Here is a 16,426-nt window from a genome sequence, read left to right as displayed (position 1 = left end):
TCCGCCCCATGCGCAAAATCCATCTGTGGATCAGTCTGGTGGTCGGCGTCCTGGTCTGGGGCGCCTATTTCCTTCATTTCGCTCAAGGTCTGCGCACCGGCGATCTCGGGGGACTGATCTGGTGGTTTCTCGCCGCCCTGATCGTCGCCGTCGTCGCAGAAGGGGCCGCCACCGGGCTGATCGCCCGTCTGCTTCGACGGCGCACCCGTGCGCTGGACGACGGGCCGACGCTTCAGGCGGCGCTGAAGGCGGGGCATGTCGCCCTGATGCTGCTGGTCGGCTTGATCCTGCTCTCGGCCCTGGTCCTGGCGCTTTCATCCGTCTTCGGCTGGACGCTGGATCTGTCGGGCGCGCGCGGCCAGGTGATCGCCGCCAATCTGCTGCTCGGCATGGCGGTCGTCGCCGAACTGGTGCGCGCCGGCCTGACGCTGGCCTTGACGCCGCGCCGGTAGCAAGCCCGCCTGCGTCACTGTATGACCGCGCTCAAAGGAGACCGCCCATGGCCGACGCCTATTCCACCCTGCTGATCGAACGCTGCGCCGACGGCTATGCCGTCGTGACCCTGAACCGGCCGGAGGCGCTGAACGCCCTGAACTCGACCCTGTTCGGCGAGCTGGCGGCCTTCCTCGATGCGGTCGAGACCGACGACAGCGTGCGCTGCCTGATCCTGACCGGCTCGGCCAAGGCCTTCGCCGCCGGGGCCGACATCAAGGAGATGGCGGACCAGTCCTACGCCGACATGTTCAAGGGCAATTTCTTCGCCCTGGGCCATGACCGGATCATGCGCTTCCGCAAGCCGATCATCGCGGCCGTGTCGGGCTACGCCCTGGGCGGCGGCTGCGAACTGGCGATGTTGTGCGATTTCATCATCGCGTCCGAGACGGCGAAGTTCGGCCAGCCCGAGATCAATCTGGGCGTGGCGCCCGGCATCGGCGGCTCGCAGCGGCTGACCCGCCTGGTCGGCAAGTCCAAGGCCATGGACATGATCCTGACTGCCCGGATGATGGATGCGGCCGAGGCCGAGCGCGCCGGCCTTGTCAGCCGCGTCGTCGCCCCCGACGCCCTGCTGGACGAAGCCCGTGCCGCCGCCGCCAAGATCGCGGCCCAGAGCCCGCTGGCGGTGATGATGAACAAGGAACTGGTCAATGTCGCCCTTGAGACGACCCTGACCGAGGGCGTGCGGTTCGAGCGCCGCCTGTTCCACTCTCTCTTCGCCTTCGAGGACCAGAAGGAGGGCATGTCCGCCTTCGTCGACAAGCGCAAGCCGGACTTCAAGGGGCGATGACTAACGGTCGCGGCCGTCAACCGATCGCCGTGATCGTGCGTTAGGTGCGGGTCATGCGCCGTCTTCTTGCTCCGCTTTTCGCGATCCTGCTTTTCGTCCTGCCCGGCGTCTCCGCCGCCCGGACAACAGTATCGGCGTCTCTGGCCCCCGCCTTCCGTTCCGACAGGATCATCGTCGAGACGCGGGGCGCGGGGCCGGATATCGTCTTCATTCCGGGCCTGGGCTCGACCGGGGCGGCGTGGCGGTCGACGGCGGACAAGCTGGAGGGCCGGTATCGGGTCCATCTGGTCACCATCCGGGGCTTCGGCCAGACGGACATCGGCGCCAACGCCGGCGGCGCCTTGGCCGCGCCCGCCGCCCTGGAGATCGAACGCTACATCCGCGAACAGCGGCTTTCGCGCCCTGCCTTGATCGGACATTCGCTGGGCGGCCAGATCGCGCTGCGGGTCGCGGCGGACATGCGGGACCGGATCGGCCGGGTGATGGTGGTCGATTCCGCCCCCTTCTTTCCGGCCCTGGTCGATTCCCGCGTCACCGCCCGCGAGGTCGAGCCCCTGGCGCGGCTGGGCTATCAGGCCCTGATGCTGTTCGGGGACCAGGCGCTGAAGGGCCAGGTTTCGGCCCTGGGCGGCGACCTCGGCCTGGCGGGCGACATGGTGTTCGACGGCCTGGGTCTGCAGGGCGGGGACCGGCGGGTGCTGGCCCAGGGCCTGTACGAAGCCCTGACGGTCGATCTGCGCCAACGGCTGCGCGACGTCACCGCTCCGGTCACGGTGGTCTATGGCTGGACGCGGGACACGAACAACCCGCGCAACCGGCTGGAGGGCCTGTACCGCTACGGCTTCTCCACCCTGCGCCGGCCCGCACAATTCGTCCGCATCGAGGGCGCCGACCACCAGGTCATGATCGACCAGCCCGCACGCTTTCAGGCGGCGGTGGAACGGTTCATGGGCTGACGTCTCTCTGACAATCTGGACGGGTCGTGGCGATCTTGGCATGATGACGCATCATTCGGGGGAATGTCGTCATGATCCGCAAATTCTTCGGCCTGGCCATGGTTGCGGCCGCCTTGTCCGCCTGCGCCACGACGGTCGATCCGCTGGTCGCCAACGCCCCGTTGAAGCTGGCCTTCACCGAACCCGTGCCCTCGCTGGAGACGCGGGCCGCGACAGGTGATCGCCAGGCGCAATACGCCCTGTCCTTCCTCAAGAAGCACGGCCTGCGCGGCGTGGCCAAGGATCCGGTCGCAGTCGAAACCCTCAGAGCGACGGCCGGCGCGCCCCACACCCGCACCATGCCCATCTATCAACCGGGCGTAAACGGCAATCCCGGCACGCTGATCAATGTGCAGATCACGGATCCAGGCGTCAGCGACGCGGACGCGGCCCGCATGGACCTGTGCGGCTTGACCCTGCTGACCGCCATGCCTGGCCTGGGCGGTCAGTTGTGCGGCTCCCCCGCCGCCTATGCCGATCTCGTGCCGTCGGCGATTCTGGCGCGACAGGACCTGATGCTGAACCTGACGGCGGTCGATCCGGCCAGCGTCTCCGACTGCGGCGCGACAGGACCCTTGTGGACATCGGCGGGTATGCGGTTCGAGGCTGGCGCCCTGGATGAGGCGGCTGCGGCGGCGGATCGGATCATCGCCCTGTGTGGCGAGGGCGAGCCGTCGTGGCATGCGCGGGTCATGCGGGCGGTTCTGGCGACCCATGCGGGCGAGGCCGACAAGGCGACGGTCCTTCTGGCCCCGGTCCCCCGACCCGCGCCCGCGCCCATCGGCGCCTACGCCAGTTTCGCGATGATGGACGCGCAGGCCCGTCTGGAGGATTGGACGGCCTATGCCGCCGAGCGTGACCGGTTGATCTCCGCGTCTGTTCAGGCGCTGTCGGCAGAGCCGGGGACGAAGGCCCTGGATCGGTTCGAGGCGGCGGGGGCGAGCGTCGATCTGTTCGAGCGAGAAAGCGTGATCCGTCCCGGCCTGACGGGGCTGATCGTCGGCGTCGTGCATGCGTCGGATCCCAAGGCCTCGCCTCGCGCCTTCTGGCTGACGACCTCGCCCGATATGATGGGCGGGACGGTCCCCAGCTATTTCCTGGACGAGTATCGGTGCGACGGCCGCTCGGCCTTCAAATATTTCGACCCCGGTTCGAAACAGCCGTCCGTCGAGGAGATCAAGGCCCTGATCGGCGAGGTGCTGCGGGGCGAGCTGACGGCGACCTCAGGTCTGTCGTTCAACGGACCGCCGTCTGCCTGCGCCTTCCCGGTGCAGGTCGCGCCGGGACTGGGCGATGATCAGTCGAGACCGCCCAGCGTCTCCAGCACCCCCTTGCCGTAGCGGTCCAGCTTCGACTGGCCGACGCCGGGCAGGGCGGCGAGGGCGGCGAGGTCGCCGGGCTCGGCGTGGGCGATTTCCAGCAGGGTCTTGTCCTGGAAGATGACATAGGGCGGGACGTGCTGTTCCGAGGCGCGGTCGCGGCGCCAGGCCCGCAGGGCCTCGAAACGGGCGCGGACGTCGGCGTCCATCGTCTCTAGCGCCGCATTGCGGCCCTCGCCGGTGCGGTCGCGGCGATTGCGCGGATTGCCCGAGCGCGTGCCGGCGTCGTAGCCGGCGGGCACGCGGCGCACCTCGATCTTGCGTTCGGCCTTGTAGACGGCGCGCACCGCCTCGCCGTCGCCCAGACCGACTAGGGGCTTGCCGTCGTTCGGATCCTCGACCAGCAGGCCCTCGAACAGCAGGTGGTCGACGATGTCGCGCCAGCCGTTGGGCGAGATGTCGGCGCCTATGCCCCAGGTGGACAACTGCTGCTCCCACGGCTGGGCCGCCTTGGTCCGGCCGGTCAGGTGGTCGACGATCCGGCCCCGGCCGAACCGGCCGCCCAGCCGCTGGACCGCCGCCAGGGCCTTTTGTGCGGGGACGGTCGCGTCATAGAGAAGCGGCGGGTCGCCGCAGATGTCGCAGACGCCGCAAGGCTCCGCGTCGGTCTCGCCGAAATAGCGGCGCACGGCCTGGGCGCGGCAGACGGCGCCGTCCAGCATGGCGAACAGCTGACGGGCCTTGCGCACCTGAACCTGTTTGACCTCCTCGGCCATCGGGCGGCTGTCCAGCCGGCGCAGGGTCCAGGCGATGTCGGAGGGGCCGTACAGGGTGATGCCCTCGGCCTGTTCGCCGTCGCGGCCGCCCCGGCCGATCTCCTGCCAATAGGCCTCTAGCGACCCCGGCGGATCGGCGTGGATGACGAAGCGGACGTCGGCCTTGTCCACCCCCATGCCGAAGGCGATGGTGGCGACCATGACGGCGCCGTCCTCGGCCAGGAACCGCTCCAGCCGGCGGTCCCGCTCCTTCGTGTCCATGCCGGCGTGATAGGCGATGGCGTTGGTTCCGGCGTCGCGCAGCGCCTGGGCCACGCGGTCGCAGCCGTCGCGGCTGCCGCAATAGACCACGCCCGACTTGCCGCGCCGCTCGCGCACCAGTTCGATGACCCGGGCGTCGGTCTTGGCGCGCGAGGCGCTTTCCTTGCGCTCGGCCGACAGTTGCAGGTTCGGGCGGGCGAAACTGTCGACGAAGACCTTGGCTTCTTCGAGCCGCAGCGAGCGCAGGATGTCGTCGCGGGTGCGGGCGTCGGCGGTGGCTGTGACGGCGATGCGCGGGACGTTCGGGAACCGCTCGGCCAGCAGACCCAGGTTGCGATAGTCGGGACGGAAATCGTGCCCCCACTGGCTGACGCAGTGGGCCTCGTCGATGGCGATCAGGCTCAGGGGCAGTTCGGCCAGCCGGTCCATCATGGCCCCCGCCGCCAGGCCTTCGGGCGAGACATACAGCAGGTCCAGATCGCCGGACCGGGCCGCGGCCCAGATCGCCGACCGCTCGTCCAGCGAGACGCCGGAATCCAGGCGGGCGGCGGCGACGCCCTGCTGCTTCAGGGCCTCGACCTGGTCGGTCATCAGGGCGATCAGGGGCGAGACCACGAGGCCCAGGCCGGGGCGCAGGATGGCCGGGATCTGATAGCAGACGCTCTTGCCGCCGCCGGTCGGCAGGACGGCCAGGGCGTCGCGCCCGGCCAGGATCTCGGTCACGACCTGGCTTTGCAGCCCGCGAAAATCCCCGTGGCCCCAGACGCGCGACAGCAGGGACCGGGCGTCGTCCAGCGTCGGGTCCTGGTCGGGGCGGAACTGGGTTTGCGTGGCGGGCATCCGAGAGTTGTGCACTATTTGTTCCGCCGTGCGAAGATCGCCCGGCCGTTTTCACGGCCGGGTCTTAAGTTAGAATGGGCCGTTTTCACGGCCGGGCGTCAGGCCGGCGAAGGGGGCGTCAGTGGGCGGGCGAGACGGCGAACTGGCCGCCGTCGCGATAGCGCCACAGATAGGAGGGGGCGATGGAGCCCATGCTGGTCGGATGAACCATGCCCAGGTCGGTCAGGCCGGCGGCGTCCGGCGAGACGATGTTGTCGGACTGAAGCATGACGACCTGATCGCGGGTCAGGGGCGGGGTCAGGCCCAGAAGGGCGACGGTCTGGAACACCGAACCCATCAGACGGGCGACGGGGAAGGGGATGGGCAGAAGCGGCCGATTGCGACCGGTCTCGCGGCACACTAGTTCCAGCACCTCGCGGAAGGTGTAGACGTCCGGTCCGCCCAGTTCGAAGGTGCGGCCGGCCGCGTCGCCGCGGATCACGGCGCGGGCGACGGCCTCGGCCACGTCGCCGACATAGACCGGCTGGAACTGCGTCTTGCCGCCGCCGATCAGCGGCAGGGCGGGGGCCATGGTCGCCATGGCGGCGAACCGGTTCAGGAAGCCGTCGCTGGCGCCGAACACCAGCGACGGACGCAGGATGACGGCGTCGGGATAGACGGCGCGGATCTCGTTTTCGGCCTCGCCCTTGGTGTGGGCATAGGCGGAGCGGCTGTTGGCGTCGGCGCCGATGGCCGAGATCTGGACGACGCGCTCCACCCCGGCGGCCTTGGCCGCCTGGGCGATGTTCTTGGCGGCCTCGACATGGGCGCTCTTGAAGCCGCGCTTGCCGCCGCCGTCGTGCAGGACGCCGACCAGATTGACCACGGCGTGCGAGCCGCGCACCGCCGCCGCCACATCCTCGGCATTGGTCACGTCGCAGCGCATGAACTGGATCTGGCCCGGATCGCCCAGGGGCTGGACCTCGATGGCCAGAACCGGGTTGCGCACCGCCACGCGGATGCGCCAGCCGCGACGGGCCAGGGCGCGCACCGCCTGCGATCCGATGAAGCCGGATCCTCCGAAGAGGGTCACGACGCCGGGGGCGAGGTCAGCCATGGGGAAAGCTCCAGTCGAAATCCGTGTCGGCGGGATAAACGATAGGGCGCCGCACCGCAACGCGGCGTTGGACTGTCAAGCTGGCGATCGTGGCCGCCGCCCCTATCTGCGACCCATGAAAGTCTTCACAATCGGCTACGAGGGCGCGACCCAGGCCCAGGTGATCGACCGGCTGAAGGCGGCCGGGGTCGATCTTCTGGTCGATGTCCGCGCCGTCGCCGCCTCGCGCCGCGCCGGGTTTTCCAAGACGATTCTGGGCGAGAGCCTGAAAGCCGAGGGGATCGACTATCTGCATCTGCGCGGCCTCGGCACGCCCAAGGCGGGGCGGGATGCGGCCCGCAAGGGTCATGTCGCCGAAATGCGCGCCATCTTCGCCGACCATCTGGCCGAGCCCCAGGCCCAGATGGAATATGAGCGGCTGAAGGCGCTGGCGGGCGAGAAGCGCGTGGCCCTGCTGTGCTTCGAGGCCGACCACGCCGGGTGCCACCGCGCCGTCCTGGCGGAGCGGCTGTCGGATGAGGCCGGCGCGAGCGTGATCAACCTTTAGGGGCGCCCGTATCTTCTTTCGTCATTCTCCGGCGAGCGTAGCGAGACCGGGGAACCCAGCGGCGCGCGAGAGCGCGAACCTGTCGCCGACCCGATTTTCAAAAATCCCGAGGCGGACACATCGCCTTCGGCGCCGCTGGGTTCCCCGGACTGCGCCGCGAAGGCGCGGCTTGCCGGAGAATGACGAAAGAACAAGGGAGGGCTGTGCGCCTTCGATCCCGCCATCGCTTCGCGTTCCTCCTCCCCGCAACGCGGGGAGGAGGCGCGGACAGGTTACGGTCGGCCGACCAGTTGATCGACCGAACCGCTGGTAACGGGATGATACAACGGCCGGGCCTCGGCGTAGATACGGCGAGCGATGGGGCGGCCCCAGTCGCCCTCGTTCCACAGGGTCTGGAACAGGGGCAGGACGAACTTGCGCCGGCCCTGGCTGGTCAGGAATTTCTCCGCCGTGGCGACCGCAGGCTGATAGCGGTGGGCCAGGGCGATCTGCAGCCAGGCGAAGGTCAGTTCGCTGTTGCCTTCGTTCGCCAGGTTCAGGGTGCGCTCCAGATCCGCCAGTTGGGCGGCGGTCAGCCAGTCGGCGTTGGCGGCCAGGCCTTCGGGACGCCAGCCGAGGAAACGCTGGCGCTGCTGGGTGTTCCACTCCGCCCACGGAATGGCGGAGGCCGGCCCCTTGTCCTTGAAGAAGGCCACGGCGGCCGCATCGACCGGGGTGAAGGCGTTCGAGACCGGGGCCACGGCGTTGGACGGCAGGCCGGGCTGATAGACCCAGGCGTCCAGCTGCAGTTCGGATTCCAGAGCTGCGTCGCCCTTCACCAGATGGGTGCGGATGTCCTCCAGGAACATGGCCGTGGTCATGGGCCGATAGGCGTTGCGGTCGAAATAGCCGCGCAGCCAGGCGTCGAACTTCTCGCGCCCGGCGATCCGCTCGATGGTGCGCAGGAAGGCCGAACCCTTGTCATAGGCGATGGTGTTCATGCCGTCGTCGGGATCGCGGTCGGTCAGGTCCAGATGCAGGCGGGTGTCGGCGGCGGGCAGGGATTTCAGCTCGTCCTGCAGCCCGTCCCAGCTCAGCACCTGTTCCTGCACCGCGCGGTCATGGCCGTAGATCGACTCCATGATCCGGTTCTCGAAATAGGTGGTGAAACCCTCGTTCAGCCAGAAGTCGTTCCAGGTGGCGTTGGTGACCAGATTGCCCGACCAGGAGTGGGCCAGTTCGTGCGCCACCAGGGAGACCAGCGACTGGTCGCCGGCGATGATGGTCGGGGTGGCGAAGGTCAGTTTTGGGTTCTCCATCCCGCCGAACGGGAAGGAAGGCGGCAGGACCAGCAGGTCATACCGGCCCCAGCGATAGGGGCCGTACAGTTTCTCGGCCGCGTCCACCATTTCGGCGGTCGGCTCCAGTTCTGCGGCGGCGGCGCGCAGGCGGCTGGGCTCGGTCCAGACGCCGGTCCGCTCGTCGAACGGGGCGAAGGCGATGTCGCCGACGCCGATGGCGATCAGATAGGGCGGGATCGGATTGTCCATCCGGAAGCGCCAGGTCTTCATGCCATTCGCCGCCGCTTCGCCCTTGGGCGTCAGCTGGTCGGCGCTCATGACCACGGTCAGGTCGGCCGGGGCGGTGATGCGGGCCGAATAGGTCTGGCGGATGCCGGGGCTGTCCTGGGTCGGAACCCAGGTGCGGGTCAGGATGGCCTGGCCCTGGCTGAACAGATAGGGCTTCTGGCCGCCCGCCGTCTGGGTCGGGCTCAGCCATTGCAGGGCCGCCGCGTCGGGACGGGTCGAATAGCGGACGGTGATTTTGCGCCGTTCATTGGGCGCGAAGGCCGGGAAATAGACGGTCAGGGGCTGGCCCTTGATGGCGTCATTGTCGCCGACGACATAGCGCAGCGATTGCCCTGAGGCGTCGCGCACGTCCTGGATGTCCAGGTTGCGGATGTCCAGGATCACCTCATTGGCGCCGGGGACGGCCAGGATGTCCAGGGTCGCCGTCCCCGACAGGGTCTTGGCGTTGAAGTCGGCGGTCAGGTCCAGGGCGACGTCGACGACGCGGGCGATCTCGGGCCGGGCGTAGGTGTGGCTGTCGACCGCGTCGGGGCCGGGCGCGGGGGCGATGGCGGGCGGCGTCATCGACGCGGTTCCTCCGGTCGGGGTGGAACAGGCGCCGAGGCCGAGAACCGAAGCAAGGGCGAGGGCGGAGACGAGACCGAAGGCTTTGCGCTTCATCGAGGCTTTCCGGGGCTGACTAGAGGGGTTGGCCGGAGAACGCGCGGAAACGTCGAAAAGATCAAGCCTGCGGTCGGTAAAGCCTCAGTGCGCCGTCGCGCCGGGCGCGTGATGCGACCGGAACAGCCGGCCGCGCTCGGCGAACAGGACCCAGGCCAGGGCGATCAGGCCGAAGACGGTGAAGCCCAGGACCATGGGCACGGTGGTGCCGTTGAACTGTTGACCCACCGCAAAACCCAGCAGCGAGCCGAAGATGGTGGAGACGAAGCCCTGGATCGAGGCGGCGGTGCCGGCGATATGGCCCATGGTCTCCATGGCCATGGCGCCGAAGTTGCCGGCGATCAGGCCGAAGCAGAACATGGTCAGTGTCTGCAGCACGGCGAAGGTCCAGATCGATTCATGCCCGCTGATCGCCACGGCGGCGTGGATGGCCGAAATGGCGGTGAAGCCGATCAGGGCCGTGTGCGAGATCTTGCGCGATCCCAGCCGGACCACCAGCCGCGCATTGACGATCGAGGCCACGGCGATGCCGCCGGCGATCAGGGCGAAGACGGCCGGGAAGGCCGCCTCGGCGTCGAAGACGTCGGAGAAGATCTGCTGCGACGAGTTGATGAAGCCGAACAGCGCCCCGGTGATGGCCGTCATGGCCAGGGTGTAGCCGACGGCGGTGCGGTCGGTCAGGGCGGTCCTGTAGGCCGAGGTCAGGCGTTTCACCCGGATCGGCAGCCGATCCTCGGGCTTCAGCGTCTCGGGCAGACGAAGCGACGCCCAGACGATCAGGCCCACGCCGATCAGGCCCAGGCCCGCGAAGATCCAGCGCCACGGTCCGACCAGCATGATCAACTGCCCCAGCGACGGCGCCAGGATGGGCACGCCTAGGAAGACCAGGAAGCTGAAGGACATGACCCGGGCCATGGTGCGGCCTTCGTAGCGGTCGCGCACGATGGAGACGGCCAGCACGCGGGTGCAGGCGCTGCCCAGGCCCTGGCCGATCCGCGCCAGGATCAGCATGTCGAAGGTGGGCGCCAGGGTCGCCAGCAGGCTGAACACCACATAGACGCCGACGCCGAACAGCAGGACAGGCTTGCGCCCGAACCGGTCCGCCAGCGGGCCGTAGAACAGCTGGGCCCCGCCGAAACCGAGCAGATAGGCCGTCACCACCCACTGGCGGTCGTTGTCGGTCGCCACGTTCAGGTCGGCGCCGATGTGCGGCAGGGCCGGCAGCATCGAGTCGATCGCCAGGGCGTTCAGCGCCATCATCAGGGCGATCAGGCAGACGAACTCGACGAAGCCGGGCTCCTTCCTGGCGGGCTGGGCGGGCGGCGAGGCAGGTGCGGCGGACATGCCCGGCAGATGCCCGGCAATCGCCCGAACCGCAACCGCGCAGGCGTCATAAATTGCTGCAATGCAGCGAAATCGAGATTGAAGCCGCAACGCCTCGCCATTGTCACGAAGCTTCGCTAGAGGAAGTCATGACAGAACAGATGACAGCACAGGCGGCGCTGGACCGCCTCGAAACCCTCTACACCCAATCCGTGACCAACCTGCGCGACGCCGTGCGGGATTTCGTCGAGACCGGCGCGCGGCCCGATCCGCTGAAACGCGCCGAAGGGGTGTTCGCCTATCCCGAACTTCGCATCCGCTGGGACGGGGATCGTCCCCAGGACCTGGAGCCGCGCGCCTACGCCCGGCTGTCGAAACAGGGAACCTACGCCACCACGATCACGCGGCCGGACCTGTTCCGCCCCTATCTGACCGAACAGCTGGGCCTGCTGGAGCAGGAGTACGCCGCGACCTTCGAGGTCGGGATCTCGAAGCAGGAAATCCCCTTCCCCTATGTGACCGACGGTCTCGAGGTGGCGCTGGACCGGTCGATGACGGCGGCCCTGGCGCGCTGGTTCCCGACCACGGACCTGGCCCATATCGGCGACGAGATCGCCGACGGCCTGTTCGACATGGGCGGCGACTTCCCCCTGTCTCATTTCGACGGGTTGAGGACCGACTTCTCGCTGGCGCGGCTGCGGCACTACACCGGCACGGCGGTGGACGATGTCCAGTCCTATGTCCTGTTCACCAACTATAATCGCTACGTCGACGAGTTCGTGCGCTGGGCCATCGAGCAGCTTCAGACGCCGGGCACGCCGTATGAGACCCTGTCCTGCGCCGGCGGGGTGGTGATCACGCGCGACACGCCCAATCCCGAGGCCTCGATCAGCGACACGGCCTGGAAGAAGCACCAGATGCCGGCCTATCACCTGACCGCGCCGGGCCATAAGGGCGTGACCCTGGTCAATATCGGCGTCGGCCCGTCCAACGCCAAGACCATCACCGACCACCTCGCCGTCACCCGCCCGCATGTCTGGCTGATGATCGGGCATTGCGGCGGCCTGCGCGCCAGCCAGACCATCGGCGACTATGTGCTGGCCCACGCCTATCTGCGCGACGACCATGTGCTGGACGCGGTCCTTCCGCCGGACATTCCGATCCCCTCGATCGCCGAGGTCCAGCGCGCCCTGTACGATGCGACCAAGTCGGTCAGCGGCATGCCCGGCGACGAGGTCAAGCTGCGCCTGCGCACCGGCACGGTAGTCACCACCGACGACCGGAACTGGGAGCTGCGCTATTCCAAGTCGGCCCTGCGCTTCAACCAGAGCCGCGCCGTCGCCATCGATATGGAAAGCGCCACCATCGCCGCCCAGGGCTACCGGTTCCGCGTCCCCTACGGCACCCTGCTGTGCGTCTCGGACAAGCCGCTGCACGGAGAGATCAAACTGCCGGGCCAGGCCAACCGCTTCTACGAAGGCTCGATCTCGGAACACCTCCAGATCGGCATTCAGGCGGTGGACCTGATGCGCAACGAGGGTTCGCGCCTGCATTCGCGCAAACTCCGTGCCTTCGACGAGCCGCCGTTCCGGTGATCGCCGCCTGCCTCCTCCCCGCCTTTGCGGGGAGGAGGCAGGCTATGACGGCCGTTCAGCGCGGGTCACGGCACGCCTTGGAGATCGGGAGGAAAGTTCATGATCTTCGACTTTCTCTGGCGACTCCGGGGGACCGTGTCGGTGGCTCCAACGACGGCTAATGAGGCCGTGCTTGCGGAGGTCGAGCGTCTGTTGATCCGTCAAGGCATGTTCATTGCGCGGCGCGGCCCTGAAAATCTGTCGTTCACGGCGCCGGGCGCCGGCTTAATCGGCAGGAACTGGCGAGCGATGATCATGCTGGATCGGGGGCGCTTCTGGATCAGCCAGAGCGCGAAGGGGCGGCGCCTCCATTATAACCTGCGCAGCTTCAATGCGATGATGTTCTGCCTGTTGGGCGCTCTGATGTTCTTGGCGGTCGGCGCGGCGGCTGAAGGGATTGCGCGCGGTTTGGCGTTTGCCGCACTGGCGTTCTGCTGGCTCTACGGAATGAACATGCTTCTTGCGGTTATTCGCGTTTCGATCGCGATCCGCCTGGCGGTGCGAAAGGCTCGTCGCCGATCCTGAAAACGCTAGACCGAAAAAGAACTTTACAAGTCAAAGTGCATTGTGCATCCTGTGATCATCGGATTTCAGGAGGAGGGCTCCATGACGCGAGACACACAAGCTATCCAGGACGACATCGCCTATATGCGGGCCCTGGCCCAGGAGGGGCGGCACGCGCCGTTGCTGGCGGGGCCGGTGCTGGTGACGGCCGCGGTTATTTTCGGGGCGGCCAATCTGGCTCAGTGGGCTCTGCTCACCGACGTGATCGACGTCTCGCCCTGGGCGCCGGTCTGGCTCTGGATCGGATCCGGCCTCGTGTTCGGCGCGGCCCTGGCGGTTCTGATCGGTCGGATGAAGGGCAAGCCGGGCTTCAACTCGTCGGGCAATCGCGCGGTCGGCTCTGCCTGGTCGGCGGTTGGATATGGGATCTTCGCCACCTGGATGGGGTTTATGGCCATGGGGCTTAAGTCTGGCGATTGGTCGGTGATGATGGCCATGCCGACCATCGTCTTCGTGGCCTATGGCTCGGCCTGGATAATCGCGGGCGCCATGACGTGCGTGCGCTGGATGACGATGACGGGGATCCTGTCCTACATCGGCGCTGTGGTGATGGGGTGGTTCGCCGGCGACATGGCCATGTACCTGGTCTTCACCGTGGTGATCTTCGCCGTCGCCTTTGTTCCCGGCCTGATCCTGATGCGGCAGGAACCGTCGGAGATCGTCTGATGGCGGATGATTTCGATATCAGCCGGATCGACGAGGTGATCCACGGGCGGATCCGGCTGGGGATCATGGCCTATCTGTCCGGGGCCGAGGCGGCGGATTTCAACACGCTGAAGGCCCGGTTGCAGACGACCGACGGCAATCTGTCGGTCCATCTGCGAAAGCTGGAGGAGGCGGGCTTCGTCGCCGTGACCAAGAGCTTTGTCGGCCGCAAGCCCCTGACCGAGGCCCGGCTGACCGAAGAGGGCCGGACCGCCTTCGTCGCCTATCTGGACGCCATGGCGGGGCTGCTTCCGGCGCGCTAGCTCTTCAGACGCCAGCCCGAGCGGAACACCAGCCAGCAGACGACTCCCATGACGACCATCAGCACGGCCGAACCGATCACGCCGACCGTCAGGTTGCTCTCGGCATGGCCGATGAAGCCGTAGCGGAAGCCGTCGATCAGATAGAAGAAGGGATTGTAGCGGCTGAACGAGCGGAACGGCTCGGGCAGGTTGTCGACCAGATAGAAGGTGCCCGACAGGAAGGTCATGGGCATGACGATGAAGTTCTGGACCGCCGACAGATGGTCGAACTTCTCGCTCCAAAGGCCCGCCAGAATCCCGGTCATGCCCATGATGAAACTGGCGGCCAGGGCGAACCAGACGATGGCGAAGATATTGGCCACGCCGAGCGGCGCGAATGGCAGGACGCACAGGGCCGTGACCAGACCGACCACCGCCCCGCGCGTCGCGGCGCCCAGGGTGAAGCCCATCGTCAGTTCCAGCGGGCTGAGCGGCGGGGTCAGGAAGTCGGTGGCCGTGCCCATGATCTTGGCCTGGATCAGGCTGGACGAGGCGTTGGCGAAGGCGTTGTTCAGCACCGCCATCATGATCAGGCCGGGCGCCACGAACAGGGCGAAGGGCGTGCCGTGCAGCGGCGGCCGGGCGCCCTGAAGCGCGACCACGAAGACCAGCATATAGAGCAGGGTCGTCACCACCGGCGCCGCCACCGTCTGGGCCCCCACCTTCCAGAACCGCCGCACCTCGCGCAGATACAGGGTCTGCACCCCGATCCAGTTGACCCCCGGATAACGCCGCGGCTGCGGCAGGCCGGCGGGGCGGGTGGAGATCAGGTTCGGCGCGGTCTCGGTCATGGCCGCCAGATGCGCTCTGAGGCCTGGCTTCGCAAGGTCGGGGTGACTCGTGACTGGTGAATCGTGACCTTCGCTGACTCACGATTCACGCGTCACGCCTGACGAACCCGTCTTAACCTTAACGAAGATTCAATATCTGGTTTCTGTGGACGGTTGATTCGCACATCTTGCGTCTCTTAATGGCTGGTTTACGATTAGTGGTAGGTCAAGACCCCGGAGGGGGAGCCTGGACCTAGATATTGAATCCAAACTCGCTGAGGGTGGCATGACCGCAGGCTGGACCGACGACCGCGTAGGCGCGCTGAAGAAGCTCTGGCTCGAGGGCCAGTCCGCGAGCCAGATCGCCAAACAATTGGGCGGCGGGGTCACCCGCAACGCCGTGATCGGCAAGGTGCACCGTCTGGGCCTGTCGGGCCGGGCCGCCCCGTCGCAGCCGGCGCGCACCGCGACCAGCTTCCGCACCACCCGCCCGCGTCCGGCCGCTCCGGCCGCGACCCCGGCCCAGGCGCCCCAGGCTTCGGCTCCGCGCCGCCTGGAAGCCGTCTCGTCCAAGCCGGTCCCGCCGACGCCCCCGGCCGCCCCGATCCCGGACCTGCCGGGCACGGCCACGGTCATGACCCTGGGCGCGCATATGTGCAAATGGCCGATCGGCGACCCGTCCTCGCGCGAGTTCAGCTTCTGCGGCCGCCGCGCCTCGGAAGGCGTCTATTGCGTCGAACACGCCCGCGTCGCCTACCAGCCGCAAGTCCGTCGCGGCGCCAAGGAAAGCGGTTCGGACCTGGCCCGCAGCCTGCGGCGCTACATCTAAGGGCGCTATCGCGCTTCGCGCTACTTGAGCGCGGCGCTTCGCGCGGGAGCACACGAATGCGCTCAAGCCGTGGGCGACCGCGTCGCGAACATAGCGCCACAAAGAGATGCTCTTTAGGGAGCCGACTTCCCCCTCGCCGGCCTGCGCAAGCGGCCGGCGAGACTTCAGGGGGCGGGGCTGCGGTTCATCCGGGTTGACGCAGCCCCATCCGCCTTGGTTGCGGTGCTTCCATCAGAAACGTCCCAACTGGTTGTAGAGAGCCACAGGCGGACGTTAGCGAGTTCTTCAGCGGACGACGGCAGGTTGGCGTCATGAGCATACCGGACCGCGTCATCGTCGTTGCAGCCGCCCTTCCGGCCGCGCTTGGATTTCCCGCCGCGCTTGGCTTGACGCACGACCTTATGGTCTCAGGATTTGTCGGGCTGGCCGCCAGTCTCGTCGGCGTCGCCATCTCCCTGGCGCCGCCCGTTCGCAGAGCGAGAGTGCGCCTGCTGCGGCGGAAATATCCCGCTGAATCGTAAACTATATAGACCTCAGTTCAACACCCGTCGCGCATCCGGCGTATCCAGCGAAAAGGCCGGGATCTCGGCCTCGAAGCTGCGGCCGTCCGCGTCCGTCATATAATAGGCGCCGACCATCGACCCGCTGTCAGTCGGCAGCGGGCAGCCCGAGGCGTAGGCGTAGCTGGCGCCCGGCTCGATCACCGGCTGTTCGCCCACCACGCCGGGGCCGCGCACCTCTTCGACATGGCCGTGACCGTCGGTGATGGTCCAGCGGCGCGCCATCAGCTGCACCGTCGATCCGCTCAGATTCACGATCTCGACCTGATAGGCCCAGACCCAGCGGCCCTCGTCGGGGTCCGACTGGCCCGCCAGATAGCTGGGCCGGACCCGGATCAGGATGCCGTTCGTTTCGGCGGTATAGGCAGGACCATCGTGCATGGGCTATATGC

Annotated in this window: 16 protein-coding genes; 10 read left to right on the top strand and 6 right to left on the bottom strand. The window is 67.7% G+C overall.

Annotation, left to right across the window (positions count from 1 at the left end):
• The first annotated feature begins 8 nt into the window (after window positions 1-8).
• From AC1RSI_RS12520 to AC1RSI_RS12505, 4 genes are all read left to right on the top strand, one after another.
• Window positions 9-452 (top strand): hypothetical protein, encoded by a 444-nt coding sequence (locus AC1RSI_RS12520; protein ID WP_154726063.1) that lies wholly within the window; start codon window positions 9-11, stop codon window positions 450-452.
• 47 nt (window positions 453-499) lie between these two features.
• Window positions 500-1,285, top strand: a complete 786-nt coding sequence (locus tag AC1RSI_RS12515; RefSeq protein WP_035308791.1) for an enoyl-CoA hydratase — start codon at window positions 500-502, stop codon at window positions 1,283-1,285.
• A gap of 53 nt (window positions 1,286-1,338) precedes the next feature.
• Window positions 1,339-2,241, top strand: a complete 903-nt coding sequence (locus AC1RSI_RS12510; RefSeq protein ID WP_040349184.1) for an alpha/beta fold hydrolase — start codon at window positions 1,339-1,341, stop codon at window positions 2,239-2,241.
• 71 nt (window positions 2,242-2,312) lie between these two features.
• Window positions 2,313-3,620, top strand: a complete 1,308-nt coding sequence (locus AC1RSI_RS12505) for a hypothetical protein (RefSeq protein WP_291756921.1) — start codon at window positions 2,313-2,315, stop codon at window positions 3,618-3,620.
• Here the strand turns inward: AC1RSI_RS12505 and recQ are convergent.
• Both recQ and AC1RSI_RS12495 read right to left on the bottom strand, forming a co-directional pair.
• Window positions 3,578-5,476 (bottom strand): DNA helicase RecQ, encoded by a 1,899-nt coding sequence (gene recQ / locus AC1RSI_RS12500; protein WP_492322679.1) that lies wholly within the window; start codon window positions 5,474-5,476, stop codon window positions 3,578-3,580. The genes AC1RSI_RS12505 and recQ overlap by 43 nt on opposite strands.
• A 118-nt stretch (window positions 5,477-5,594) precedes the next feature.
• Window positions 5,595-6,572, bottom strand: a complete 978-nt coding sequence (locus AC1RSI_RS12495; protein WP_154726066.1) for a complex I NDUFA9 subunit family protein — start codon at window positions 6,570-6,572, stop codon at window positions 5,595-5,597.
• Between the two features lie 115 nt (window positions 6,573-6,687).
• Between AC1RSI_RS12495 and AC1RSI_RS12490 the strand changes: the two genes are divergently transcribed.
• Window positions 6,688-7,119 carry a DUF488 domain-containing protein gene (locus AC1RSI_RS12490; protein WP_035308780.1) on the top strand — a complete coding sequence of 144 codons (432 nt, stop codon included), beginning with the start codon at window positions 6,688-6,690 and terminating at the stop codon, window positions 7,117-7,119.
• A 272-nt stretch (window positions 7,120-7,391) separates the two neighbouring features.
• Here AC1RSI_RS12490 and AC1RSI_RS12485 read toward each other — a convergent pair whose 3' ends face one another.
• The gene (locus tag AC1RSI_RS12485) at window positions 7,392-9,347 is read right to left on the bottom strand and encodes a M1 family metallopeptidase (protein ID WP_154726067.1); all 1,956 of its coding nucleotides are present in this window, start codon (window positions 9,345-9,347) and stop codon (window positions 7,392-7,394) included.
• An 84-nt stretch (window positions 9,348-9,431) separates the two neighbouring features.
• Entirely contained in the window at window positions 9,432-10,691 is a 1,260-nt protein-coding gene (locus tag AC1RSI_RS12480; RefSeq protein ID WP_035308777.1) for a multidrug effflux MFS transporter, read from the bottom strand.
• A 128-nt stretch (window positions 10,692-10,819) separates the two neighbouring features.
• On the opposite strand from AC1RSI_RS12480, the gene AC1RSI_RS12475 reads away from it, so the two are divergent.
• The 4 genes from AC1RSI_RS12475 (at window position 10,820) to AC1RSI_RS12460 (ending at window position 13,836) form a co-directional block, all read left to right on the top strand.
• The gene (locus tag AC1RSI_RS12475) at window positions 10,820-12,265 is read left to right on the top strand and encodes an AMP nucleosidase (RefSeq protein ID WP_035308775.1); all 1,446 of its coding nucleotides are present in this window, start codon (window positions 10,820-10,822) and stop codon (window positions 12,263-12,265) included.
• A 99-nt stretch (window positions 12,266-12,364) separates the two neighbouring features.
• A complete protein-coding gene (locus AC1RSI_RS12470) occupies window positions 12,365-12,829 on the top strand; it encodes a hypothetical protein (RefSeq protein WP_154726068.1) in 465 nt (154 codons plus the stop codon).
• 81 nt (window positions 12,830-12,910) lie between these two features.
• Complete coding sequence (locus AC1RSI_RS12465; RefSeq protein WP_230307612.1) at window positions 12,911-13,534, top strand: hypothetical protein; 624 nt, start codon at window positions 12,911-12,913, stop codon at window positions 13,532-13,534.
• Window positions 13,534-13,836: a winged helix-turn-helix domain-containing protein gene (locus AC1RSI_RS12460; protein ID WP_154726070.1), complete on the top strand. Its 303-nt coding sequence runs from the start codon at window positions 13,534-13,536 to the stop codon at window positions 13,834-13,836. Before AC1RSI_RS12465 ends, AC1RSI_RS12460 begins: the two co-directional genes overlap by 1 nt.
• Here AC1RSI_RS12460 and AC1RSI_RS12455 read toward each other — a convergent pair.
• Window positions 13,833-14,666: an ABC transporter permease gene (locus AC1RSI_RS12455; protein WP_154726071.1), complete on the bottom strand. Its 834-nt coding sequence runs from the start codon at window positions 14,664-14,666 to the stop codon at window positions 13,833-13,835. The two genes, AC1RSI_RS12460 and AC1RSI_RS12455, sit on opposite strands and share 4 nt — an antisense overlap.
• Before the next feature lie 265 nt (window positions 14,667-14,931).
• Here AC1RSI_RS12455 and gcrA point away from each other — a divergent pair, with 265 nt between their 5' ends.
• On the top strand, window positions 14,932-15,474 hold the full coding sequence (gcrA, locus tag AC1RSI_RS12450; RefSeq protein WP_008264310.1) for a cell cycle sigma 70 cofactor GcrA: 543 nt from the start codon (window positions 14,932-14,934) through the stop codon (window positions 15,472-15,474).
• A gap of 533 nt (window positions 15,475-16,007) precedes the next feature.
• Here the strand turns inward: gcrA and apaG are convergent.
• Complete coding sequence (gene apaG, locus AC1RSI_RS12445; protein WP_154726072.1) at window positions 16,008-16,415, bottom strand: Co2+/Mg2+ efflux protein ApaG; 408 nt, start codon at window positions 16,413-16,415, stop codon at window positions 16,008-16,010.
• Between the last annotated feature and the right edge of the window lie 11 nt (window positions 16,416-16,426).

Source organism: Brevundimonas sp. GW821-FHT10E09 (assembly GCF_058809375.1).
This window is presented reverse-complemented; position numbering and strand designations above follow the sequence as displayed.